General features: G+C 57.8%; 24 protein-coding genes and 1 riboswitch. Of the genes, 8 read left to right on the top strand and 16 right to left on the bottom strand.

Annotated elements, in window-relative coordinates; all coding sequences use genetic code 11:
* Positions 1 to 98 precede the first annotated feature (98 nt).
* Positions 99 to 1,385, top strand: a complete 1,287-nt coding sequence (gene clpX, locus RBB80_RS24425) for an ATP-dependent Clp protease ATP-binding subunit ClpX (RefSeq protein ID WP_179584105.1) — start codon at positions 99 to 101, stop codon at positions 1,383 to 1,385.
* A gap of 236 nt (positions 1,386 to 1,621) precedes the next feature.
* On the top strand, positions 1,622 to 4,048 hold the full coding sequence (gene lon / locus RBB80_RS24430; RefSeq protein WP_433964912.1) for an endopeptidase La: 2,427 nt from the start codon (positions 1,622 to 1,624) through the stop codon (positions 4,046 to 4,048).
* Between the two features lie 76 nt (positions 4,049 to 4,124).
* On the opposite strand, the gene RBB80_RS24435 is transcribed toward lon, so the two are convergent.
* Together RBB80_RS24435 and RBB80_RS24440 are read right to left on the bottom strand one after the other, a co-directional pair.
* The gene (locus RBB80_RS24435; RefSeq protein ID WP_433964913.1) at positions 4,125 to 4,220 is read right to left on the bottom strand and encodes a DUF5670 family protein; all 96 of its coding nucleotides are present in this window, start codon (positions 4,218 to 4,220) and stop codon (positions 4,125 to 4,127) included.
* 191 nt (positions 4,221 to 4,411) lie between these two features.
* A complete protein-coding gene (locus RBB80_RS24440; protein WP_433964914.1) occupies positions 4,412 to 4,993 on the bottom strand; it encodes a hypothetical protein in 582 nt (193 codons plus the stop codon).
* Position 4,994: 1 nt separating this feature from the next.
* On the opposite strand from RBB80_RS24440, the gene RBB80_RS24445 reads away from it, so the two are divergent.
* Entirely contained in the window at positions 4,995 to 6,833 is a 1,839-nt protein-coding gene (locus RBB80_RS24445) for a hypothetical protein (protein ID WP_433964915.1), read from the top strand.
* A gap of 200 nt (positions 6,834 to 7,033) precedes the next feature.
* The gene (locus tag RBB80_RS24450) at positions 7,034 to 7,927 is read left to right on the top strand and encodes an alpha/beta fold hydrolase (RefSeq protein ID WP_433964916.1); all 894 of its coding nucleotides are present in this window, start codon (positions 7,034 to 7,036) and stop codon (positions 7,925 to 7,927) included.
* Positions 7,928 to 8,094: 167 nt separating this feature from the next.
* Here RBB80_RS24450 and RBB80_RS24455 read toward each other — a convergent pair whose 3' ends face one another.
* The 6 genes from RBB80_RS24455 to nuoI all read right to left on the bottom strand — a co-directional run bounded on the left by RBB80_RS24455 (position 8,095) and on the right by nuoI (position 15,450).
* Positions 8,095 to 8,376 carry a MoaD/ThiS family protein gene (locus RBB80_RS24455; RefSeq protein WP_433964917.1) on the bottom strand — a complete coding sequence of 94 codons (282 nt, stop codon included), beginning with the start codon at positions 8,374 to 8,376 and terminating at the stop codon, positions 8,095 to 8,097.
* Positions 8,376 to 9,620 carry a threonine synthase gene (gene thrC, locus RBB80_RS24460; RefSeq protein WP_433964918.1) on the bottom strand — a complete coding sequence of 415 codons (1,245 nt, stop codon included), beginning with the start codon at positions 9,618 to 9,620 and terminating at the stop codon, positions 8,376 to 8,378. Before thrC ends, RBB80_RS24455 begins: the two co-directional genes overlap by 1 nt.
* A 162-nt stretch (positions 9,621 to 9,782) precedes the next feature.
* Positions 9,783 to 9,900: riboswitch (SAM riboswitch) on the bottom strand.
* A 461-nt stretch (positions 9,901 to 10,361) separates the two neighbouring features.
* A complete protein-coding gene (locus tag RBB80_RS24465; protein WP_433964919.1) occupies positions 10,362 to 10,754 on the bottom strand; it encodes a hypothetical protein in 393 nt (130 codons plus the stop codon).
* Between the two features lie 252 nt (positions 10,755 to 11,006).
* A complete protein-coding gene (gene metH / locus RBB80_RS24470) occupies positions 11,007 to 13,751 on the bottom strand; it encodes a methionine synthase (RefSeq protein ID WP_433964920.1) in 2,745 nt (914 codons plus the stop codon).
* Positions 13,721 to 14,623 (bottom strand): homocysteine S-methyltransferase family protein, encoded by a 903-nt coding sequence (locus tag RBB80_RS24475; protein ID WP_433964921.1) that lies wholly within the window; start codon positions 14,621 to 14,623, stop codon positions 13,721 to 13,723. Before RBB80_RS24475 ends, metH begins: the two co-directional genes overlap by 31 nt.
* Before the next feature lie 323 nt (positions 14,624 to 14,946).
* On the bottom strand, positions 14,947 to 15,450 hold the full coding sequence (nuoI, locus tag RBB80_RS24480) for an NADH-quinone oxidoreductase subunit NuoI (RefSeq protein ID WP_183814782.1): 504 nt from the start codon (positions 15,448 to 15,450) through the stop codon (positions 14,947 to 14,949).
* 39 nt (positions 15,451 to 15,489) lie between these two features.
* On the opposite strand from nuoI, the gene RBB80_RS24485 reads away from it, so the two are divergent.
* The 3 genes from RBB80_RS24485 to RBB80_RS24495 all read left to right on the top strand — a co-directional run bounded on the left by RBB80_RS24485 (position 15,490) and on the right by RBB80_RS24495 (position 17,527).
* Positions 15,490 to 16,041 (top strand): hypothetical protein, encoded by a 552-nt coding sequence (locus tag RBB80_RS24485; protein ID WP_433964922.1) that lies wholly within the window; start codon positions 15,490 to 15,492, stop codon positions 16,039 to 16,041.
* A gap of 123 nt (positions 16,042 to 16,164) precedes the next feature.
* Positions 16,165 to 16,698: a hypothetical protein gene (locus RBB80_RS24490; RefSeq protein WP_433964923.1), complete on the top strand. Its 534-nt coding sequence runs from the start codon at positions 16,165 to 16,167 to the stop codon at positions 16,696 to 16,698.
* A complete protein-coding gene (locus tag RBB80_RS24495) occupies positions 16,589 to 17,527 on the top strand; it encodes a metallophosphoesterase (protein WP_433964924.1) in 939 nt (312 codons plus the stop codon). Before RBB80_RS24490 ends, RBB80_RS24495 begins: the two co-directional genes overlap by 110 nt.
* Here RBB80_RS24495 and RBB80_RS24500 read toward each other — a convergent pair.
* The 3 genes from RBB80_RS24500 to RBB80_RS24510 all read right to left on the bottom strand — a co-directional run bounded on the left by RBB80_RS24500 (position 17,463) and on the right by RBB80_RS24510 (position 19,049).
* A complete protein-coding gene (locus RBB80_RS24500; protein ID WP_433964925.1) occupies positions 17,463 to 17,942 on the bottom strand; it encodes a hypothetical protein in 480 nt (159 codons plus the stop codon). The genes RBB80_RS24495 and RBB80_RS24500 overlap by 65 nt on opposite strands.
* On the bottom strand, positions 17,837 to 18,292 hold the full coding sequence (locus RBB80_RS24505) for a UbiD family decarboxylase domain-containing protein (protein WP_433964926.1): 456 nt from the start codon (positions 18,290 to 18,292) through the stop codon (positions 17,837 to 17,839). Before RBB80_RS24505 ends, RBB80_RS24500 begins: the two co-directional genes overlap by 106 nt.
* Before the next feature lie 85 nt (positions 18,293 to 18,377).
* Positions 18,378 to 19,049, bottom strand: a complete 672-nt coding sequence (locus RBB80_RS24510; RefSeq protein WP_433964927.1) for a UbiD family decarboxylase domain-containing protein — start codon at positions 19,047 to 19,049, stop codon at positions 18,378 to 18,380.
* Between the two features lie 309 nt (positions 19,050 to 19,358).
* Between RBB80_RS24510 and RBB80_RS24515 the strand changes: the two genes are divergently transcribed.
* Entirely contained in the window at positions 19,359 to 20,030 is a 672-nt protein-coding gene (locus RBB80_RS24515; RefSeq protein ID WP_433964928.1) for an energy transducer TonB, read from the top strand.
* 33 nt (positions 20,031 to 20,063) lie between these two features.
* Here the strand turns inward: RBB80_RS24515 and RBB80_RS24520 are convergent, their stop codons facing one another.
* From RBB80_RS24520 to RBB80_RS24540, 5 genes are all read right to left on the bottom strand, one after another.
* Positions 20,064 to 21,086 carry a VTT domain-containing protein gene (locus RBB80_RS24520; RefSeq protein WP_433964929.1) on the bottom strand — a complete coding sequence of 341 codons (1,023 nt, stop codon included), beginning with the start codon at positions 21,084 to 21,086 and terminating at the stop codon, positions 20,064 to 20,066.
* Positions 21,087 to 21,236: 150 nt separating this feature from the next.
* Positions 21,237 to 21,836 carry a Dps family protein gene (locus RBB80_RS24525; RefSeq protein ID WP_433964930.1) on the bottom strand — a complete coding sequence of 200 codons (600 nt, stop codon included), beginning with the start codon at positions 21,834 to 21,836 and terminating at the stop codon, positions 21,237 to 21,239.
* A 63-nt stretch (positions 21,837 to 21,899) separates the two neighbouring features.
* Positions 21,900 to 22,772, bottom strand: coding sequence for an HlyD family secretion protein (locus tag RBB80_RS24530; protein ID WP_433964931.1), 873 nt, complete (start codon positions 22,770 to 22,772; stop codon positions 21,900 to 21,902).
* Positions 22,773 to 22,831: 59 nt separating this feature from the next.
* Positions 22,832 to 23,038 (bottom strand): biotin/lipoyl-binding protein, encoded by a 207-nt coding sequence (locus RBB80_RS24535; RefSeq protein ID WP_433964932.1) that lies wholly within the window; start codon positions 23,036 to 23,038, stop codon positions 22,832 to 22,834.
* Positions 23,035 to 23,205 (bottom strand): hypothetical protein, encoded by a 171-nt coding sequence (locus RBB80_RS24540; RefSeq protein ID WP_433964933.1) that lies wholly within the window; start codon positions 23,203 to 23,205, stop codon positions 23,035 to 23,037. The genes RBB80_RS24535 and RBB80_RS24540 overlap by 4 nt, the downstream gene beginning before the upstream one ends.
* Positions 23,206 to 23,207 lie beyond the last annotated feature (2 nt).

The following is a 23,207-nucleotide window of genomic DNA, read 5'->3' on the forward strand; positions in this document are numbered from 1 at the left end:
GTACTGCCGTGCTCCCCGGAACAAGCTTTGTAACTTGAATCGGGTGTAAACTTACAGTAAGACTTTGTTGCGCGTACGACTCAGGAGAAGTCGCATCTATGAAAACTTCACGGGGCTCAGACGAATCTCTTCGTTGTTCTTTCTGCCACAAATCGCAGGACGCCGTTGCCAAGCTGATCTCATCGCCTTCGGACTATCCGCGGGCATACATATGCGATGAGTGCGTGGCGGTTTGCAACTCGATCCTGGAAGACGATCGCACCGAGACGCAGCCAGGCGCTGCGCCGGCTCACCTGCCTAAGCCGCAGGAAGTAAAAGCTTTTCTGGATGAGTACGTCATTGGGCAGGATCAGACGAAAAAGAAGCTCGCGGTGGCCGTTTACAACCACTACAAGCGGATTCAGATGAACAAGACCCGCGGCAACGATGTGGAGCTTGCGAAGTCGAATATTCTGCTGGTAGGGCCGACGGGTTCGGGCAAGACGCTGCTGGCGCAGACGATGGCGAAGATGCTGGATGTGCCGTTTGCGATTGTGGACGCGACGACGCTGACCGAGGCCGGGTATGTAGGCGAAGACGTTGAGAACATCATCCTGAAGCTTCTACAGGCTGCGGATGGAGACGTGCAGCGGGCGCAGAGCGGAATCATCTACATCGACGAGATCGACAAGATTGGACGCAAGGACGAGAACCCCTCGATTACGCGCGACGTTTCGGGTGAAGGTGTTCAGCAGGCGCTATTGAAGTTGCTCGAGGGTACGGTCGCCAACGTGCCACCCCAGGGTGGACGGAAGCATCCACACCAGGAGTTCACTGCTGTTGACACGACAAACATCCTCTTCATCTGCGGCGGGGCATTCGTCGGGCTTGAGAAGGTGATCGGGCGACGAATTGGCAAGAAGGCGCTTGGGTTCAAGGCGATTGCTGATCCGGATGCAAAAGACGGCGATGTAACGCCGATTCGGGCACAGCGTGACGCTGAGTTGCTTCGTCAGGCGGAGCCGCAGGACCTGCTGAAGTACGGGTTGATTCCGGAGTTTGTTGGCCGGCTGCCAGTGCTGGGGATCCTCGACGAACTGGATGAGGCAGCCCTGGTAGAGATTCTGACCAAGCCGCGCAACGCGATTTTGAAACAGTACACGAAGCTCTTCGACTTCGAAGGGGTGAAGGTGATCTTCACCGACGAGGCTGCACGGGAGATCGCTCGCGAGGCTTTGCAACGGAAGGTTGGAGCACGTGGCCTGCGGATGATTCTGGAAGAGCTGATGCTGGATCTGATGTACTACGTTCCCGGCAACAAGAAGGTCAAGGAGCTTTCCATCACGGCGGAGATGGTGAAGAAACACAGTCTGACGCTGCCGATGCTGCTGGAAAAGGCAGGTTAGTCGAAGTACCGGTCTGGTGCACAGATTGTTTGAGAGGAAAAGGGATTACATGGATGTTCAGTGGGTCGCAACGACGTCGATTGTCGTTGCGATTGCTGCTTAAACGGACGAATATCTTTCAATTCCCTGTCGGTTGTATTTGTGGAATACCTTTATGAGGTCCAAGGAATTACAATCACCTGAAGCCGCGACGCCGTTGCATCATTTCCGGCGTTTTAACGTCTAATTGGAGAGAGATGACAAATCAACCAAAAAAAGCGCTAAGCGGCGATGTTCGCAAGCTTCCGATGATGCCCATTCGTGACATGGTCATCTTTCCTCATATGATGACGCCCTTCGTCGTTGGACGTGAGTCCAGCGTTCGGGCTTTGGAAGAAGCTCTTTCGGGTGATCGCAAGATTTTTCTCGCTACTCAGCACGATGCTTCCGTGGATGAGCCGAACGCCGACGACATCTATGAGACCGGCACAATCGGCAACATCGTCCAGAGCGTGAAGATGCCGGACGGAAATATTAAAGTGTTGGTTGAAGGTGTGGAACGGGCACACGCCACCGAGATTAATGACGTCGACGGTTTTTTTGTCGCGACTGTACGCACGGGCCAGACCCATCTGGAGACGACGCCGCAGGTGGAGCAGCTGATGCAGAGGGTTCACTCTCTGTTTGAGCAGTATGTGAAGCTGCAGCAGTCGTTGAACTACGAGACGATGGCGGCGAGTGTGCGTGCGGATGAGCCTGCCAAACTGGCGGACACGATTGCAGCAAACTTGCAACTCTCGATCGAAGAGAAGCAGCAACTGCTTGAGGTCTTCGATCCGGAGAACAGGCTGACCAAGGTTGCGGACGTTCTGGATGTGGCGATCGAGAAGCTGAATATGGATCGGACAATTCAGTCGCGTGTGAAGCGGCAGATGGAGAAGGCTCAGAAGGAGTACTACCTCAACGAGAAGATCAAGGCGATTCAGAAAGAGCTCGGTCGCGGAGAGAAGTCCGAGTTCGATGAGCTGAAGAAGAAGATTGAAGCCGCTGGGATGCCGAAGGACGTGCTCGAGAAGTCGCTGCAGGAGCTGAAGAAGCTTGAGGCGATGCCCCCGATGTCGGCTGAGTCAACTGTGTCGCGGAACTACCTGGACTGGCTGCTTGCGGTGCCGTGGAAGAAGCGGTCGAAGGAGATTCGCTCGATCGAGCATGCGGAACAGATTTTGAACGAAGATCACTATGGTCTGGAGAAGATCAAGGAGCGGATCCTTGAGTTCCTTGCGGTTCGGCAGCTGGTGAAGAATCCGAAGGGATCGATTCTCTGCTTTGTTGGGCCTCCGGGTGTGGGCAAGACTTCGCTGGGAATGTCGATTGCTAAGGCTACGGGTCGTAAGTTCGTAAGGATGTCGCTGGGCGGGGTTCGGGACGAGGCGGAGATTCGTGGGCATAGGCGGACCTACATTGGAGCGCTGCCGGGGCAGATCATTCAATCGATGAAGAAGGCCGGGACCAAGAATCCTGTGTTCATGTTGGATGAGATCGACAAGATGGCTTCGGACTTTCGCGGAGATCCGGCGAGCGCCCTGCTTGAGGTTCTGGATCCGGAGCAGAATACTTCGTTTCAGGATCACTACCTAGATGTTGAGTACGATCTGTCGCAGGTTCTGTTTGTCGCCACAGCGAATGTGCTTCACACGATTCCCGGGCCGCTGCAGGACCGCATGGAGATTCTGCGGCTGCATGGTTACACCGAGATCGAAAAGCTGGAGATCGCCAAGCAGTACCTGGTGAAGAAGCAGCGAGAGGGCACGGGCCTGACGGAAGAGCAGATCGTCTTCGAGGACGATGCTTTGAAGCAGATCATTCGCGGCTATACTCGCGAGGCTGGCGTCCGGAACCTGGAACGCGAGATCGGCAATGTCTGCCGCAAGGTTGCGCGGCGGGTAGTGAAGAACGGCGCGGAGCACAAGGAGACGATCACCGGGCAGAACATTGGGGATATTCTTGGCGTGGCGAAGTTCCGCGACTCACAGGTGCACGAGAAGAGTGAGGTTGGCCTTGTGACAGGCCTCGCGTGGACCGAGATGGGCGGAACGATTCTGCAGACCGAAGTGCAGGTGCTGGACGGCAAGGGCAAGATGACGGCGACTGGGCAACTGGGCGATGTGATGCAGGAGTCGGCCCAGGCTGCGCTGACTTATATTCGTTCGCGCTCACACCATCTTGGGTTGGCGAAGGACTTTTATAAGAACGTCGATATTCATGTTCATGTGCCGGAGGGAGCGATTCCCAAGGATGGTCCATCGGCTGGCATCACGTTGGCCACCGGGCTAGCGAGTGCGCTTACGAAGATCAAGGTGCGGCGCGATATTGCCATGACCGGTGAGATCACCCTGCGGGGCAAGGTGCTCCCTATTGGCGGCCTGAAGGAGAAACTGCTGGCGGCGCATCGCGCAGGGATCTTCGAGGCGATTCTGCCTGAGGAGAACCGTAAGGATATGGCGGATCTACCGGATCTGCTGAAGACCAGCATGAAGCTGCACTTTGTCGAGGAGATGGACCAAGTGCTGAAGCTAGCTCTCGAGGGCAATCTGCCCGAGTTACAGGAGGAGACTCCAGACGCGTTGGTAAGCGTAATACCGGCCGCTGCGATCGAAATTCCCCTGCCTGTGGCACATCAGTAGAGAACTAAACTCATCAAGCAAAAGAGGCCGGACCCGAAATAGGTTCGGCCTCATTATTTGCGGCGTTCGCAGGCTCTCAGACCGCGCGTCTGCCGCTGACGAAGTTCATGATGATTGAGATCAAAGCGAAGATCAGCAATAGATGAATTAAAAAGCTGCTGACATGAAGCACGAAAAAACCCCCAGCCAAAGCAGCACGAGTACTACGGCAAGAATGAGGAACATGGGTTAGCCTACTTTCTCAGAACAGAGTTGCGCGTCATGCGCGAACGTTTACAGGTCATAAGAGCTGAAATGCTCCCTATTCGTTGCTCCGATGAAAAGATATTGCTCAGGTAGGAGGTGTGGGGGCGTTGGGAGGGATCAGGAGCGGCGGAGGTGCGCCGCTTCCTTAGCTAGATAAATGACATCTGCTTGACACAGAGGATCGGCGTACGTTCGATCTGATCTTGCGGTTTGCATCAAATGATGGTGCGAGGGGCTCTGCTTGGCATTTGGAGGTTTTGCGATGCGTCGTTCTTTCCCGAAGATCGCGGTCGCTTGTTGCGGCTTGCTTGTTTGTGTGGGTTTGACGTCGTGTGGCGGAAAATCTACGCCTGCGTCTGTATCGACGCCAGCGATTGCAGCAGACTTCTCTCTGGCTTCTACGCCAACGACAATCACGCTAGTTCCGGGTGGACCGGGCCAGCAGGTGAGCGTAAGTGCGGCCGCGGCCAATGGCTTTGCAGGGATGGTGACGGTTGCTATTTCGGGACTGCCCGGCGGCGTATCCGCACAACCATCCACCCTGTCGGTGACTCCGGGAACTGCACAAAGCATAACTGTTACCGCGTCGGCGGGGGCCGTTGCTGGAAGCGCCACGTTGACCCTCTCTGGAACTTCGGGATCGCTAACGCATAGCGCTACAGTCGCGGCAACCGTCTCTGCACCGCGTCCGGATTTCACATTGACGCTAGCACCTGCTTCATTGACGGTCGTTGGCGGCTCGGCTGGTTTGCCGGTGAGTATTACCGCTGCTGCGGTTAACTCGTTTACAGGTGCCGTGGCGGTTGCGATCACTGGTCTCCCTACGGGTGTGACTGCAAATCCGGCGACTCTGAGCCTGGCTCCGGGGACGGCGCAAAGCGTGGTGCTTACGGCAGCGCCTACTACAGCTGCGGCCTCGACGACAGTTACATTCGCGGGGACGTCGGGCAGCCTTACCCATCCGACGACGCTTGCCTTGACCATCCAAGCCATGGCGATGACCAACGCACCGGACGTGACGACCTTCCACGATGACGCTGCGCGAGATGGACTGAATGCGCAGGAGACGATCCTGACGCAGAGTAACGTGAACTCGACGCAGTTCGGCAAGATCGGCTTCGATGCTGTCGATGGCAAAGTGGACGCACAGCCTCTTTTCCTTGCGAATGTATTTATCGGAGGGCAGTTGCACAACGTGCTGTATGTGGCGACCGAACACGGCAGCGTCTACGCGTTCGATGCAGATAGCGGAACGCAGATGTGGAAGACGTCGATCCTCGGCAATGGGGAGACGACGAGCGACGATCAAGGATGTTCGCAGATCACGCCGGAGATCGGCATCACCTCGACTCCTGTGATCGACCGCAAACAGGGGACCAATGGAACCCTTTTCACCGTCGGCATGAGTAAAGATGCGAATGGGGGATACCACCAGAGGCTGCATGCGCTGGACCTTACGACGGGCGTGGATACGGGAGCTTCGACGGAGATTGCCGCGACGTATCCGGGAAAGGGAGACAATAGTCACAACGGCAGTGTGGTCTTCGACCCTGCGAAGTATGCGGAACGCGCAGCTCTGCTCCTTGTAAACGGCAACATCTACACGGCCTGGACGTCCCACTGCGACTCAGGACCGTATACCGGGTGGGTGATTGGTTACAGCGAATCGACGCTGGCACAGACGCAAGTGTTGGACCTATCGCCGAACGGCCACGAGGGCTCGATCTGGATGAGCGGCGACGGTTTGGCTGCGGACAGCAGCGGGTTCATCTATCTGCTGCAAGCAAATGGAACCTTCGATACGAACCTGGACTCGAACGGATTTCCTGCATTGGGAGACTACGGCAACGCGATGGTGAAGCTTTCAACCAATGGGAAGCTGGCGGTGGCAGACTACTTCGAGACCTATAACGGTGTCGCGGAGTCGACTCAAGATCTGGATCTTGGTTCAGGCGGCGAGGTGCTTCTGCCGGATCAGACGGACGCCAGTGGACACGTGCATCATTTGATTGTCGGCGCAGGCAAGGATAAGAACATCTATCTTGCGGACAGAGACAATCTGGGCAAGTTCAACCCGGCCAACAATCCAATGGACAGCAACATCTATCAGGAGATTCCCGACGCTATGGCGGGCCTGGTCTATTCCACTCCCGCGTACTTCAACGGAACGCTGTATTACTCGTCAGACGGGGACACGTTGAAGGCGTTTCCATTGACGAATGCGGTGGTGGCCACTAGCCCGTCGAGCGTGACGGCTGTGAGGTTTCCGCATCCGGGGCCAACGCCGTCCATCTCCGCCAACGGAACACAGAACGGAATCGTGTGGGCACTGGAGTCGGGCCTGAGTACGGCGGGCGTGCTGCATGCGTATGACCCAGCGAATCTGGCGCATGAGTTGTATAACAGCGGCCAGGCGCCCAATGGGCGGGATAGCTTCGGAAACGGCAACAAATTTATTACGCCGATGATCGTCAACGGTAAGGTGTACGTTGGGACGCAAAATGGGGTTGCGATCTTTGGACGGCTACCAACGCAGTGATGCATGATTTGGATGCATCGGGAGTGAGACTGACTTCATCTGATAGTCGGCAAGAAGACGCGTCATGCGGCACAACCTTCTGTTGGTGAAGAGTAACCCAGTGCAACTATCGACTGCGACCGCACTTTGGTCGCAGTCGGTCCGCCCCGAATTTCCCTCGTGCAGAAAATTTCAGAATCTGGTTCAAATGGAGACGCACTATGACAGCAGTCGCCGCTTCCTCCCTCGCAGTATCTCCAGTTCACTACAAAACCGTACGCGTCAACGATCAGGACGTGTTCTATCGAGAGGCCGGATCGGAGTCCTCTCCAACAATCCTCCTGTTACATGGGTTTCCGACTTCCTCGAATATGTTTCGCAATCTGATTCCACGGTTGGCGCCTTCCTTTCATGTAATTGCTCCTGATTATCCAGGGTTCGGATTAAGCAGCATGCCTGATCATAAGAGCTTCTCGTACACGTTTGAGAACTTGACCAATATCGTCGAAGGGTTTGTCACAACGCTTGGCCTCAGCAAATATTCGATGTACGTGATGGACTACGGCGCGCCGATAGGGTATCGTCTCGCGCTGCGACAGCCGGATCGAGTGCAGGCACTGATTGTGCAGAATGGGAACGCGTACGACGAGGGGTTGCTGAAGTTCTGGGATCCGATCAAGTCTTACTGGGCTGCTCCAACACCGGAGAATCGGAAGGCACTGCTCTTCCTCGTCGATCAAAAGTCAACGCAATGGCAGTATGAAAACGGGGTTGCCGACAAGACACTGCTGGACCCGACGACCTGGGTTTTGGATCAAGTCGGATTGGATCGTCCGGGCAATAGCGATATCCAGATGGACCTTTTTCTTTCGTATGGGACCAACGTGCCTCTCTATTCTGAGTTTCAAGCGTTCTTCCGGAAGTACCAACCGCCGACCCTCATCGTATGGGGCAAGAACGACTTCATCTTTCCGGCAGAAGGCGCCGCTCCTTACAGCCGCGATCTGAAGAATCTTGAGACCCACCTGCTGGACACTGGGCACTTCGCGCTGGAGACGCATGGAGCCGAGATGGCAGGTCGAATCGAGGAGTTTCTGAAGAAGCAAAAGCTGTAGTGTTGGCGGAAGCGCTGAGACGTGCCGGACGAGTACTCTGTCTAAGACCGACTGGATTCGCCTATATGTTTTGAGGTTCAGGAGTACGAACTAACGGAATTTGTGAAGCCTCCCATAGTGCGAACTGTGAGGGGCTTCCGTTTTGTCTCGGTTGAGGTTCGGTCGTATTAGGCGCAGCCGCCAGCGATGGAGGGGATGAGCATGATCTCGTCCCCGTCCTGGAAGGCGTAGGCTTCGCCTCCGAGGAAGCGGATGTCCTCGTCGTTGACATAGATGTTGATGAAGCGGCGGAGCTTTCCTTCTTCGTCCTTGATCTGGGTGGAGAGCGCGGGAAAGGTCTGGTCGATGTCAGCGATGAGGCCTGGGAGATTGGAGGCCGCGGAGTTGAAGTGCTTGCGGCCGTCGGTGTGGCGGACAAAGGCAGTGGGGAGGGTAACTTTGATGGACATTAGAGGGCTCCTGCGGTGGCCAGTTCTGGCTCTGTGATTCCGTCGAGTTCGCGGAGGTAGGCGTCGAAGTCTGCCAGGCGCGGTCGGATGGCGCGGGCGTTAAGATGCAAGTAGCTGTGGGCGAGTGCGTCGGTGGTTTTGAGGCCGTTGCCGGTGATGCAGGTGACCGTTGTCTCGTTTGCCGAGATGCGGCCATCGGCGTAAAGGCGCGCGGTGACCGCAGTGGTGACGCCGCCAGCGGTCTCGGTGAAGATGCCTTCGGTCTCGGCGAGTTCCTGAATGCCGGAGACTATTTCGACGTCGGAGACATGCTCTGCCCACCCGCCGGTGCTGCGGATCATCTTGGCGGCGGCGTGGCCGTCGGCGGGGTTGCCGATGGCGAGCGAGCGGGCGATGGTGTTGGGGCGCTGCGGCTCGATGAAGTCAGTTCCCTCTTTGACGGCGACGGAGATGGGTGAGCAGCCGGAGGCCTGGGCTCCAAAGAAGCGGACGGGCTTTTCTTCGACGAGACCGAGGTAGATGAGTTCGTTGAAGGCCTTGCGGATTTTGCGGATGAGCGAGCCACCGGCCATGGGGACGACGACGTTGTCGGGGAGACGCCACCCCAGTTGTTCGGCGATCTCATAGCCTACCGTCTTCGAACCCTCGGCATAGTAGGGGCGAAGGTTTACGTTGACCAGGCCCCAGGCGTACTCGTCGGCGATCTGAGTGCACAGGCGGTTGACGTGGTCGTAATTGCCTTCGATGCGGATGAGGCGCGCACCGTAGACCAAGGTGTTGAGGATCTTGGCGGGTTCGAGGTCGGCGGGGACGAGGATGGTGGCCTTGAGGCCGAGTCGTGCGGCCTGCGCAGCGACGGAGTTGGCGAGGTTGCCGGTAGAGGAGCAACCGACGATCTCGAAGCCGAACTTTTGTGCATTGGCTAGCGCGACGGAGACGACACGATCCTTGAAGCTGAGAGTCGGGAAGCAGACGGCGTCGTTCTTGATGTAGAGATTGGAGCCACCAATGCGCTTGCCGAGATTCTTGGCGCGAACGAGTGGGGTGAAGCCTACGGGGAGATCGGGCTCGAAGCCTTCGGGGATGGGGAGGAGAGCGGCGTAACGCCAGATGTTGGCCGGGCCGGCTGCGATGTTTTCTTTGGTGAATATCCCTCGAACAGCCTCGAGGTCATAGGCAATTTCAAGGGGGCGAGGCAATCGGGGCAGGCAGAGAGGGGCTGGTTGCCGAATCTCTTGCCGCACTCGTTGCACTTCAGCTCGTACCGGCTACAGGAATAGTTCATCGTGCTCTTTCCGAGAGGAAAGGGTGAACTTCTTGCGCTTACTCTCTTTTTAGGGATCGCCGGATAGGCTGGGAAGGTGAAATGCGGGTGCAAACCTGGAATTCGGGCTTGCGTGCTCCGAATCTCATGTTCCCTGCGACCTAAAAGGCTCCCAGGAGAGAGTTGACACCGGTACGTCTTTGTTCTGTCCGGTTGTCGTGGCGTCAAAGGGCTCGTCCCTCAACCACTCTGCATGAAATTCAAATCTGCCGAAGCAGACTGGAATGTATTGGTTGTATCACAGGCTGGTTAGGGCCGCAACTTGTGGAGATTTTTTTGACGCGGAAGTTGTATCGACGGGATGCGGGTGGGTGAGTGTACTGGGCAGGTGGTGAGTGCACAAATCTGGTTGAGGAGAGGTCGCCGATGAAGAGAGAGATCGAGTTTGCCGGAAGCTTTGCGATGAGCGTGTTGTTGCTGGCTGGTTCCCTCGCGGTGGCGCAGAGTGCTACGACGGCGAAGGCGAAGAAGCCTAGTGCGGCGACAACGACTGCAGCGGCGGCGGGTGCAGCGACTCAGGGGCGGTCCCGGCTGCGAATGCGCAGGCTACTCCAGCCGCCAGTGGCCAGGCGAGCGGCGCCACGGCCACGACTGCAACAACGACGACGAAGCCCAAGACCATGGTCAGCGGAGATAAGCGGACGATTCCGGTTCCCCAGATTTAGTTTGAAGCGTTGTCGGACGGCGGCGGGACAATTTCGTTGACTCCCTTTGCGAAGGCGGCGGGGTCGAACTCGGTGCGAACGATCTCGTCGGGGCAGTCGGTGAGAATGGCGACGCGCCAGTTGCAGACGAAGGCGACGAGCTGCTGACGTCTGGCGGTCTTGATCTCGGAGCACATGTGTTCGGCGCGAGGGATCCCCTCCTCGCCCTCCACGTCGATCAAGACGAGATCATAGTGGCGCGACCAAAACATAGATAGGCCTTCGGTATGGTCGAGGGTGGAATCAACATGAAACCCTGAGAGGCGGAGGACCTGGTCGCGGAGTGGCCGGATGGTTTCGCGGATGCAGATATGCAGGATGGACCGAGTGCTGCTGATGGGGGTTTCCATTGGTTCTTTAACAACTTTCACCGAGACCGTACGCCCAATCTTTCGAATCCTCGAAGCAACGCTGACGGGTGGTGATGAGGGACTTTCCAGACCGACCGCGTTAGAAAAGGGTCCCCTTTATCTTACCGGAGGTTTGGCCGATTCCAGGGATGAACCGGGGCGTTGTGTCGCCCACAAACAGAAACATTAGTGACCTTACTGACGGGGTAGAACGAACCCGCTACGCAGCTCCTTCGAGCTCGATAGATTTTCTTATTCGGGATCGTAGTTCAGGTTCTGGCCTAGCCATCGTTCGACCTCAGCCATGCTCATTCCCCTGCGCTCGTGATAGTCGGCGACCTGATCGCGGTCGATCTTTCCCAGACTGAAATAACGCGACTCCGGGTGCGCGAAGTAGAGTCCGCTCACGCTTGAGCCGGGCCACATGGCGAACGACTCCGTGATCAACATGCCGGTGTTTGCCTGCACATCGAGCAGACGCCAGAGCGTGCCTTTTTCGGTGTGATCCGGGCAGGCCGGATAACCCGCAGCAGGCCTGATACCGCGATACTTCTCCTGGATTAGATCAGCAGGAGTGAGGCCCTCCTCGAGCCCGTAGCCCCACTCATCCCGCACGCGCTTGTGCAGGCACTCGGCGAAGGCTTCGGCGAGGCGATCCGCCACGGCCTCCGCCATGATGGCGTTGTAATCGTCGTTGTCGGCCCGGAAGCGCTCGCAGAGCTCCTTGAGGCCAATGCCGCTGGTCACTGCGAACGCGCCGATGTGATCAGCCAGCCCCGTCTCTCTGGGTGCGATGAAGTCAGAGAGTGATCGACACGGTTCGCTGCCTTCCTTGTTTGCCTGCTGGCGGAGGAAGTGAAAGCGCTCGAGCTCTGTTTTGCGCGTGTCGTCCGAGTACAACGCCACGTCGTCACCCACCGCGCTTGCGGGAAAGAAGCCGTAGACGCCGCGCGCGGTGATCAGGTTCTTCTCGATGATGCGATCCAGCAGGGTGTTGGCGTCGGCAAAGATCTGGCGGGCCTGCTCTCCCTGTTGCTCGTGCTCGAGGATGCGAGGGTAGACACCCTTCAGACCCCATGCATGGAAGAGCGGCGACCAGTCGATGTACTCACGCAGCGTGGCTAACGGAAAGTTGTCCAGCACTCGAACGCCAGTGAACGCGGGTGTGGGCAGATCTTCGGAATGCCACTCGATCGGAGTTCGTCTTGCCCGAGCGGCCTCGAGGGAGATTACGGTCTGGCGTGGCGCGGCGTGAGCGGTGCGGAGCGCCTCGTACTCGGCGCGATGCTGGACCACGAAAGCAGGTTTGCCTTCGTCGCTGAGAAGGCTGGTCGTCACGGGCACGGCACGGCTGGCGTCCAGTATGTGGACCACAGGCTCGCTGTAGTGCGGAGCAATCTTGATGGCGGTGTGTCTGCGGCTCGTGGTTGCGCCGCCGATGAGCAGAGGCAGTTTGAAACCCTGGCGCTCCATCTCGCGGGCCACATGCACCATCTCGTCGAGGGAGGGTGTGATCAGGCCACTGAGGCCGATCAGATCCACCTTTTCGGCTTTGGCGCGCTCGAGAATTTTTTCGGAGGAGACCATCACCCCCATGTCGATGACCTCGTAGTTATTGCAGGCGAGGACAACGCCGACGATGTTCTTACCGATGTCGTGAACGTCGCCTTTGACGGTCGCGAGAAGGATCTTGCCCTGTGCTTTGACGACCTGGCCAGAGGCGGCCATCTCAGCTTTCTCGGCCTCCATGAAGGGCGTCAGATGCGCGACGGCCTTCTTCATGACGCGGGCCGATTTGACCACCTGGGGCAGGAACATCTTTCCGGCTCCGAAGAGATCGCCTACCACGCCCATGCCATCCATCAGCGGCCCTTCGATGACCAGGAGAGGCCGACCCAGCTTGACGCGGGCTTCTTCGGCATCAAGCTCGATGTACGTGTCGATGCCCTTGACCAGAGCGTGGGAGAGGCGTTCCTCGACCGTGCCGCTGCGCCATTCTTCGGCCTTCTTTTCGCTCACTACCGAACCAACGTGCTTCAGCGATTCGCCGTGTTCGACCAGACGCTCCGTCGCGTCCGGGCGGCGGTTGAGTAGAACATCTTCGACTAAAACTTTCAGCTCGGGGTCAATCTCCTCGTACACCTCGAGAATCCCGGCGTTCACGATTCCCATATCCATGCCGGCGGCGATGGCGTGATAGAGAAATGCGGAGTGCATGGCCTCACGCACCTTGTTGTTGCCTCGGAAACTGAACGAAATGTTCGAGACGCCGCCGCTCACCTTCGCGTGCGGCAGGTTGGCCTTGATCCACCGCGTGGCGTTGATGAAGTCGACGGCGTAGTTGTTGTGCTCCTCCATGCCGGTGGCGACGGTGAGGATGTTTGGGTCGAAGATGATGTCTTCCGGCGGGAACCCAACCTCGTTGACGAGGATCCGATGCGCGCGTTCGCAGATGCGAATCTTCTCCTCATACGTTGCGGCCTGCCCCTGCTCATCGAAGGCCATCACGACGACCGCTGCTCCGTACTTCAGCACGGTCGCGGCGTTCTGGCGAAACTTTTCTTCGCCCTCTTTGAGGGAGATCGAATTTACGATGCCCTTGCCCTGAAGGCATTTGAGTCCGGCTTCGATGACCTCCCATTTTGAAGAGTCGATCATGAATGGAACTTTGGCGACTTCGGGTTCGCTCGCCAGCAACTGCAAGTAGCGGGTCATGGCGGCTACGCCGTCGATCATGCCTTCGTCCATGCAGATGTCGAGGACGTTGGCGCCGTTCTCGACCTGCTGCCGAGCTATGCTGACCGCTTCTTCGTACTTGCCCTCTTTGACGAGCTTGGCGAACTTCGGCGAACCGGCGACGTTGGTGCGTTCGCCGATCATAATGAAGACGCCGAGCTGCTGAGTGAACGGCTGTGATCCTGACAGACGAAGCGGCTTGGGGTTCGTGGACTCGGCTGCGCTCACACTCACGCGGCACGCTCGATCTGACGAGTCCATTGTCGCGGTGGCTGGCCTTCGAGTGCTTTGGCGATCGCTGCGATGTGCTCGGGCGTGTTGCCGCAGCAGCCGCCGGCGATGTTGATCAGGCCTGCTCGCGCAAAGTCACCTAGATAACGAGCCATATCCTGTGGCCCGAGATCGAACCCGGTCTCCGAGAGAGGATTCGGCAGGCCTGCATTGGGGTAGCACGAGATCGCGACGTCCGCTTTCGTTGCAAGTTCGTCCAGGAAGGGATACATCAGATCGGGACCAAGAGAACAGTTGAGCCCGACTGACAGCGGTTTCACGTGCTGTACCGCGTTCCAGAAAGCCTCTGTGGTCTGCGCGGAGATTAGCGTCTCGCCGCCCCGCCCGACCGCCGCAGAGATCATTACCGGCAGCTCCTTGTGGTTCGCGGTAAGGCCATCTTGATCGAAGACCTCGCGGATAGCGACGAGTGCCGCCTTCGCGTTCAGGGAGTCGAATATTGTCTCGACCAGGAGCAGATCGGAGCCGCCGGCGATGAGCGCACGCACCTGCTGCATATAAGCAGTCTTCACCTGATCGAACGTGACAACACGAAAGCCCGCATCGTCGGCATCCGGTGAGTTGGATAGAGAGACGGTGAGCGGTCCAATCGCACCCGCCACGAAGCGTTGACGTCCGGTCTCGTTTGCGACACGGTCGGCCCATTCCCGGCACTGCCGCGCCGACTGCTCGTTGATCTCCCAGGCCAGGTCGCCAAGCATCGGATCGTCGATGATCTTCTGGTAGAACTCCGGATCTTTTCGGCCGCCGTGCTCCCGCGGATCATCCACAAAGAATTCGCTCTGGGTGATGCTGGTGGCGCCGAAGGTGTTGGTCTCGATGATGTCAGCACCGGCTTCCAAAACCGACGATGAATGTCGCAGATCATCTTCGGCTGCGTGAGCGAGAAGAGGTCGCCGTTGTTGAGCAGATCCTTATTTGAGTTCTTGAATCTCTCGCCACGGATGTCAGCTTCCTTCATTCCGTAGGTGCGAATCGTCGTACCCATCGCGCCGTCGATAATGGCAATTCGACTCTCAAAGATCTTTTCAAGAGGATGTTGGCTCGCTGTAATCATTTCTATCTGATGTCCTTCACTCGTTGCGCGGTGCACTGTCGCGCCCCGTCGTAGTGCGGAGAGCCGCCGAAGCTCACCGTTTAGTTTCACACATCAACGTGAATCTTTTTAGGCGAGAATCTCTGCCTGGTCTTTCTGGGACCGCACTGCATCGGGAAGTGCGGGAGTGGGAATCAGCAGGTCTTCCTTGCGCATGACGAGGGTTGTGGCGTTGAGGCTGGCGAGCTCGAAGCCGTGACCGTGGGTAATGGCGTCGGTGGGGCAGGCTTCGACACAGTAGCCGCAGAAGATGCAGCGGTTGTAGTCGATATTGTAGACCTTGGCGTAACGTTCGGCGGAGGAGATGCGAGTCTCTTCAGTGTTCTCGGCGGCCTCGATATAGATGCAGTTCGACGGACACGCCGCGGCGCAGAGGAAGCAGGCTACACATTTCTCGAGACCGTTCTCGTCGCGCTGCAACTGGTGCTTGCCACGGAAGCGCTCCTCAAACTTCGCTCCGCGCATGGGACCTTTGCCGTCGGGATAGTTCTCGACTTCGGTCGGCTGGAAGACCTGCTTCAGCGTAATGCTCATTCCTTTGGCAATGGCTGCGGCGTCGCGGACGATAGACATATCTTGAGTATACGACGGGGGCGCGGTAGGCTGAAAGCCATGAAAAGAGCCGCTGTTTCCCTCACGTTCCTGCTTGGCCTGTGTTTCGCCGGAATGAACGTGGCGGATGCACGCTGTCAGACTGTTCCGATGGGGGTGATGGCGGAGCATCAGCACCCTCCTGCGCAGCCTTCGACAAGCCTGGTGTTAACTGTGGACGGCAAGACCACGACGCTGTCTGTGGCGGACCTGTCGGCAATGCCGCAGACGACGATCACGGTCCACAACGAACATACGAAGACGGATGAAACCTACTCCGGCGTGTTGCTGGGGGTTGTGCTGGCGAAGTATGGCTTCCCCATCGACAAGACGACCCACCAGAAGATGTTGCGGAGCTACCTCGTCGCTGAGGGGATGGATAAGTATTGGGTGCTTTATTCGGTTACCGAGGTTGAAGGATCAGAGCACAACGGCTCTGTGATCGTTGCGACCAGCATGGGAGGCAAACCTTTGGGTGAGGACGGGCAATTCAAGCTTGTCGATAGCGAAGACAAGAAGCCGCAGCGCTGGGTGCGGAATCTGAGTGCAATTACAGTGAAGAGTGTGGAGTAACGGATCGCTTTCGTGCTGCGCTTGGCAGGTTCTTAGGTGGCATCAAAATGTTCCAGGTTTCACACTCCTCTTTCACACTGGCGCGTATTCTTGGTGGGAGTTTTCTGACCGCTGGAGGTCGTGATGCGAAGAAAAACACCTCGTCAGATTCCGCACTATGCCACCAAGAGCTTCGACGCAAACGCCCAGCCACTGCAACCGGCCACCGCTGCCAGTGACCAGCCGATCTTTTCGCAACCTAAGCCTTCCCCCGACCCTGTCGGTTTCAAAGATCCGGTCACCGACCAGAAATATCAAGGAATTGCCAACCTTGAGCCCGTGCCCCAACCCGCCGGAGGTGCAGTCGAGCCCATCGTTACTCTGGAGCAGGTCTACGGGCAGGCAGGCGCTGGAGTCATCAAGGCGATTGAACAGGCGAAGCAGATTGTCTTTCACTCGGTTGGCGACACTGGCAGCGTGACAGGACCGGCGACCCAGTCGCTGGTTGCCGACAAGATGGTCTCCGACTTCAGCGAAGCGAACGCGGCCGCCGTCCTTCTTCTTCCACTTGGGCGACGTTGTCTATTACTTCGGCGAAGCTACCTACTACTACGACCAGTTCTTCGAGCCTTACCGCGACTATCCCGCACCGATCTTTGCGATCGCCGGAAACCATGACGGGGTGGTATACCCGAAGGACCCGGCGCCTACGCTGGACGCCTATCTGCGCAACTTCTGCTCAGCTAACGCGGTTCAATCGACGGACTCCGGCAACCTGTTGCGCACCACGATGATCCAGCCCGGCGTGTACTTCACGCTGGAGGCTCCATTCGTTCGCATCCTCGGCCTCTACAGCAACGTGTTGGAGGATCCCGGTGTTATTTCCGGCGAGAACGGGAACAATACTGTGCTCGACAATCGACAGATTGCATTTCTAACGGCTGCGCTAAAGCGGGTCAAGAGCGATAAATTTGCCGGCGCAGTGATCATCGCGGTGCATCATCCTCCGTTCACTGGAGGCGTGGAACATGGAGGTAGTCCGCTGATGCTGGCGGATATTGACGTAGCCTGCACCGCGGCGGGAGTGTGGCCGCATGCGGTCTTCTCCGGTCATGCGCATAACTACCAGCGGTACACGCGCACCGTCAACAAACTCCAGATACCGTTTATCGTGGCGGGTTGCGGGGGACACAATCCGCTTTCCGCGATGCGGGACACCTTCCGAACGCCTTTCAAAATCGATAACACTTTGACGCTGGAGAGCTACGATGCGACCGACTTCGGATATCTTCGTGTGATCGTGAATGCGACGACGATGACCGTGGAGTTTCATCCCCAGAGCGACGGGGGCACGACCAAGACGCCCAATGATCAGGTGACGATTGCACTTGCAACACACACGGTAAGTAAGCTAAGTCGCCCGCCGGGAAAGTTGTCTGGTTTTACTCGATGCCTAGCCTCTTCCAGATGGCATCGACTCTCGTCTTTACGTCGGCGTCCATTGTGAGCATCGGGGGCCACGGGCGAGTAAAGCCCTCGGCGGCCCATTTGCGTGTGGCATCGATGCCCATCTTGCTGCCGAAGTTGGGCAGGCGGCTGGCGTGATCGAGCGAGTCGACGGGCCCCAGAGTGAACTGGATGTCTCGTTCGGGATCGATGTTGTTGGCGGTGCGGAGGGTGACCTCGGCGAGGTCCTGAACGTCGCAGTCTTCGTCGACGACAATGATGCATTTGGTGAACATCGCCTGGCCCATGGCCCAGATGCCGTTCATGATCTTTCTCGCGTGACCGGCGTACGATTTCTTGATCGAGACAATCATGAGGTTGTGGAAGACGCCTTCGGCGGGAAGATTAACGTCGACGATCTCCGGCAGGGTGAGTTGCATGAGCGGGAGGAAGATGCGTTCGACGGCCTTGCCCATCCAGGCGTCTTCCATGGGTGGCTTGCCCACGATGGTAGCCGCGTAGATTGATCTTTGCGGTGGGTGATGCAGGTGATGTGGAAGACGGGGTACTCGTCCTGCATGGTGTAGAAGCCGGTGTGGTCGCCGAAGGGGCCTTCGGTGCGGAGTTCGCCCAGCTCAACGTAGCCTTCGAGGATGTACTCGGCGTTGGCTGGGACTTCGAGGTCTACGGTCTCGGCTTTGACTAATTCGAGCGGCTTTTGACGGAGGAAGCCGGAGATGAGGTACTCCTCGACGTCGGGTGGGGCGGGTACGATGGCGCTGAAGGTGGTGGCGGGGTCGGTGCCGATGGCTACGGCGACCTCCATGCGGTCTTCGCGAATCCTGGTGACGGTCTTGGTGGTGAGGGTATCGAGGAGGATGCGGCTGAGGTTCCACCGGCGGTGATCGCCATCAGGTCGACACGGGCGGCAGAGTCGGGGAGGCCTCGCGGAGGCGCTCGCGCATGTGTTCGGCGGCGACTTTCTGGCGCTGCCAGTGCATGCCGGTGGTCTTGCCGTCGTAAACCTGCATGCGGTACATGCCTACGTTGCGTTTGCCGGATTTGGGGTCGCGCGTAATGACGCAGGGGAGGGTGATGAAGGGGCCGCCGTCCTGCGGCCACGTCTTCAGGATCGGTAGTTCAAGAAGATTGACGTCTTCGCCGCGATGGATGACCTGTTTGCATGGGGCGTCTTTGGCGGAGACGACCTTGGGGAAGAAGCTGCCGACTTCGGCCAGCGTTGGCAGGAGCTTGAGCTTGTCCATGAAGCTGGTTGGCGTCTGCGGCTTGATGAGGGTGCGGATGCGGTCGGCGATGGCGTCGAGCGAGTCGGTCTCGAGTGCAAGCCTCATCCGGCGTTCGCTGCCGAACTGATTCATCAGGACGCGAGCGCCTGGGTAGCCTTTCACGTTTTCAAAGAGGAGGGCGGGCCCACCGGCCTTCGATGTGCCTCGACCAAGTTTGGCGGTGCGGTCGGCAATCTCGGCCATCTCGAGATCGGGAGAGACCTCGAAGGTGATGCGCTTTAGTTCTCCGGCTTTCTCAAGCTGCTTAATCCATTCGCGTAGATCGTTGTAGGCCAATTCCCTCTCCTGCCGCAGTCGATTGCGGCTGCTGCTCTATGGTAACGGGTTCGACTGTGCGACGTGCGTCCGACGAGTCGTCCCAGTGAAGCTTTCCGAAGAATTTTCTCGTCGCCTCGCAACGGGATCGAATCATGCGAGTATCGCGTCCGGGTTTGTTCGGGAACATAAGTGATTTGGAGGTGTCTAACGTAGTACGGCCGTATTCCTCGCTGGATGCGCACCTCAGATCCGAACGTTGGAGGGTGCTTCTATGTTTGAGGAAAGTCTTGTGGAGTCGCGTATTGGGGTGGTCTCTTCGAGCAAACGGTGGACGACTGCGCTGTCGATCAGCTTGCAGTTTGCCGTTGCTGGCTTTGTGATCGCTTTACCCTTGCTGCACCCGGAGGCGCTGCCGTTTCGTATCGAAGCGCCGAAGATGCTACTACCGTTGTTGCCGAAGCCGCCTGCGCCACCGTTACGGGTGCAGCGAATCAGAGAGGCCGCTTCGAGTTTTGCATCGCCCGCTCCATCTCAGCCGACGATCATTTCGGCGTTGCTACCGGGCAGAGGTGCTACCCCAGCCGAAGAGCCTTCGCTGCTTTCTCTGAGCAGCGGCATGGGGATGCGCGATGGGTTGCCCGTTGGGCTTGGCGTCGGAGTGGATGGGCCGCATCCGCGTGTGTCCGCGGGTTGGGGGAAAACTTGCATAAGACGATCAGTGTCTCATCGGGAGTGTCGCAGGGATTATTGATCGCGCCGATTCGGCCGGCGTATCCGGCGATTGCCAGAGCTGCTCATGTAGAGGGAACGGTCGTCGTAGAGGCGGTTATCTCGCGAAGCGGAACCATAGATAATCTGCACGTACTCAGTGGCCCGGTAATGCTGCAAAACGCAGCGATGGATGCGATACGAGCGGCGCGATACCGGCCTTATCGGTTGAACGGAGAGGCTGTCGACGTTCAAACCACAATCACTGTTAATTTTCGAATGGGTGCTTGAGATGCGACGATTTCGAACGCCGAAGAGCGCAAACTACATAGAAGGTACGGCTGTATTTGCGTTCGCTGGATGGATCTCCTGTACAACATCAGCACTCGGCGACTCGGAGACGTAATCGACCAGCGGGAAACCGGCTTCTTTCCAGCCATCGAAGCCGCCGCGGAGAGGACGGACTCGATAGACACCCATCTTGTGCAGTTGCAAAGCGAGCTTGGCGCTGGTCTCTTCGCTGGGACAGGTGCAGTAGAGGATGACATCGCGGTCGCGGGGAATGATCTCGCTGTGAGCTTTGAGTTCATTCGGGCCAATGCGGAGTGCGCCGGGAAGAACGCGTGGATCGGGAAGATAGTCGAGCGGATGGCGCAGGTCTACGATGAACGGCGGGACGTGACCGCTGGCTTCGGCTGCGTCGAGCATCGCCTTCAACTCGGTTGGCTCGAGGCGCAGCTCTCGGACCTGCTGGAGAAACTTGCGTTGCTTCCACACGCGGTGAGCCAGAAACCCGAGGACCATCAGGACGAAGATGAAGAAGGCAAAGTGACCGAGCCAGTGAAGGAAGGGAGCGCTCTTCTTGGCAACATCGCCGAAGAATCGGCCGGCGAGGATGAAGGTTTCTCCCCAGATGAGAGAGCCAGCGAGATCCCACATCAGGAACTTCGGGTAGGGCATCCCGGTCTGGCCAGCGATGGGCGCGGCTACAGTGCTGAGGCCGGGGACAAACTTCGCGAAGAGCAGAGTGACCGGACCGCGGCGGGTGAAGTAACCCTCAGTCTTACTAACGCAGGTGGAGGCTTCAAACGACAGGCGGCAGAGCAGTTTCAGGACGCTGTTGCCAAAGCGTCGACCAAGCGCGAACCAGATGGTGTCGGCTATGAGGCAGGCAAACAGGACCGCGATAACGATATAGAGATGGCTGACGGTGTGTGTCGCACTGAGGGTTCCTGCGGTGAGCAGGACCGGAATGCTTGGAATGGGAATTCCGACCTGCTCGACCAATACCCAAAGGAAGACGATCAGGTAGGCGTAATGGACGAAGAATGCGAGTGCGATCGGCATAAAAGTGTACTTATTACAGATGATTTGAGCTGGCGGTTGGATGCGAGCCCAACTGACTTTAACATACACAGCCCGGACGCTTTGCGCGACCGGGCTGTTTGATCGAAGCACAAAAGCCAGGATTCGAACTTCCGCCCGGCTACTTCTCCACTATTTTTCAAGGACCAAGGGCATCTCGACCAGATGCTGGCCGATGAACCAGGACTGCAGTTCGTTGGGACGGAGGATATCGCTGATGACCAGATCGTTCGTGCCCTGGTCGCCCGCCTTGTCGGCTAGATCCGAGATATCGAGGCAACTCTTAATGATGACCTTGTGGGCCTCGAGGAGGCGGGAGATCTGTACCGGAACCTCTTCCCTGCCGCGCGGGGGTCTTTGAATGCGGGTGATCTCCGCAACGTCGCCACCCATGGCGATGGTAACTCCGCCAAGAAGCTGGATTCGCTCGGCGATGGTGTCGACCATCTCGATCTGCTCATCGAAGTGTTTGTCGAAGAGAAGATGAAGCTGGTAGAAGGTCGGACCGGTCACCTGCCAGTGGTGCTTCTTGTACATGTCGCGCAAGACAATGGAGTCGGCGAGTAGCTGGTTGAGCTGGGCGACCATGTCGGCCCGGACCTTTGCGCTCAATGGGTGAGGCATATCCTCGACCACGGAACCGTACTTCTGGATCTCCTTTGCGTGTGCGTGCCAGTGCGGCGCTACGTTCGCGTCGCTCGAACTTGCTTTCTTAATTGCAACTGCCATCATCCACCTCGTAAAAATTGGCTTTCAGTTGTCAGATGCCGCAGAGAACGAGTCGGTTTCCCTCGATTATTTGACCTCTACCTCAGGCGTCACCGACATGCCTGGACGCAGAGCATAGTCGCCGTTCTCCTGTTGCAGATTCGTGAAATCGACACGAACGGGAATTCGCTGGACGACCTTGACGTAGTTTCCCGTAGCGTTTTCAGGGGGAAACAGGGAGAGCCTCGATCCAGTAGCGCCGCCGATTTGAGTCACTTTGCCGTGGAACTTGCGGCCGCCGAGGGCATCCACTTTGAGAGTGACTGCCTGTCCGGGCTTCATCTTGGAGAGCTGCGTCTCCTTGAAGTTTGCCGTCACCCATAGGTTAGTCAGCGGAATGATGGTCAGGACATCTTGGCCGATGCTGAGATTGGCACCCACCTGAACGTTCTTTTTGTTGACGATACCTGTGGTGGGAGCGGTGATGTGGGTATAGCCGAGGTTAAGGACGGCCTGATCGACCTTGGCCTGCGCCTGCTTGACGTCGGCAAGAGCGGAATTTGCCTTTGCCTGCTGGACGCGTACCTGGTCGGGACCGGTCTTGACCGATTGCGCCGCCTGAAAACGCGACTGGGCGAGCTTCTGGATCGCCTGACTGACCGCAGCCTGCTCGCCAATGACCGTGGCTTCGGCCTCCAGCACCGATGCCTGGTTCGCGGCATCGGTAGCGACGGCAGCATCATACTGCTGCTTGGAGATGACGTCCTTCTCGACCAGCGGAGTGTAGCGTTCCACGTCGAGATGGGATTTGACCGCCGTGGCCTTGGCTGCAACGACGCGAGCCTCTGCCGCCTGAGCTTGCTTGCGGGCCTGCTCCACTGCGGCGGAACTTCCAGTGACATCGGAGCCGGTGGTGCTGACGCTGGTATTTACATTGACGCCAACGATTGGCACGTTCACCGTGGCCTGAAGTGCGGAGGCCTGTGCGCTGGCGAGATTGGCCTGAGCCTGCTCGAGCGCTACCTGATAATCCCGGGGTCGATCTCGGCAATAGGATCGCCTACTTTGATCTGTTGATTGTCTTCAACGTAAACCTTGATGACCTGACCAGTTACTCGGGAGCTCACCTGGTAGAGATCGCCGTCCACCTGAGCATCATCGGTGTCCTCGCTGAAGGTCGAGCGCCAGTAAAAGATTCCCGCCCCAATGACAAGCAGAATAATCACCGCAATGACAATAAACTTGCGGCCGGATTTTTCTCCGGAGCATCGTCCTCTTCCTGTTTGTGCGAATCGACTGGAGGCTGTCTTTCACCAGCGTTTTGCTTAATTTGCACGGTGCCGCTGATCTGCGCGGTCTGGCCGTCCTGCTGCTGATCTGATTGGTCTGGCAAGT

It is taken from the genome of Tunturiibacter gelidiferens (genome assembly GCF_051013345.1).
GTDB lineage: Bacteria > Acidobacteriota > Terriglobia > Terriglobales > Acidobacteriaceae > Edaphobacter > Edaphobacter gelidiferens_A.

Coding starts and splice junctions, on each gene's coding strand:
- RBB80_RS24490 (WP_433964923.1), top strand. CDS start 16,165: ATGCGAAGAAAAACACCTCGTCAGATTCCGCACTATGCCACCAAGAGC.
- RBB80_RS24465 (WP_433964919.1), bottom strand. CDS start 10,754: ATGGAAACCCCCATCAGCAGCACTCGGTCCATCCTGCATATCTGCATC.
- RBB80_RS24455 (WP_433964917.1), bottom strand. CDS start 8,376: ATGTCCATCAAAGTTACCCTCCCCACTGCCTTTGTCCGCCACACCGAC.
- metH (WP_433964920.1), bottom strand. CDS start 13,751: ATGGACTCGTCAGATCGAGCGTGCCGCGTGAGTGTGAGCGCAGCCGAG.
- RBB80_RS24505 (WP_433964926.1), bottom strand. CDS start 18,292: ATGGAGGTCGCCGTAGCCATCGGCACCGACCCCGCCACCACCTTCAGC.
- RBB80_RS24525 (WP_433964930.1), bottom strand. CDS start 21,836: ATGATGGCAGTTGCAATTAAGAAAGCAAGTTCGAGCGACGCGAACGTA.
- RBB80_RS24450 (WP_433964916.1), top strand. CDS start 7,034: ATGACAGCAGTCGCCGCTTCCTCCCTCGCAGTATCTCCAGTTCACTAC.
- lon (WP_433964912.1), top strand. CDS start 1,622: ATGACAAATCAACCAAAAAAAGCGCTAAGCGGCGATGTTCGCAAGCTT.
- clpX (WP_179584105.1), top strand. CDS start 99: ATGAAAACTTCACGGGGCTCAGACGAATCTCTTCGTTGTTCTTTCTGC.
- RBB80_RS24485 (WP_433964922.1), top strand. CDS start 15,490: ATGAAAAGAGCCGCTGTTTCCCTCACGTTCCTGCTTGGCCTGTGTTTC.
- nuoI (WP_183814782.1), bottom strand. CDS start 15,450: ATGTCTATCGTCCGCGACGCCGCAGCCATTGCCAAAGGAATGAGCATT.
- RBB80_RS24500 (WP_433964925.1), bottom strand. CDS start 17,942: ATGGGCAAGGCCGTCGAACGCATCTTCCTCCCGCTCATGCAACTCACC.
- RBB80_RS24520 (WP_433964929.1), bottom strand. CDS start 21,086: ATGCCGATCGCACTCGCATTCTTCGTCCATTACGCCTACCTGATCGTC.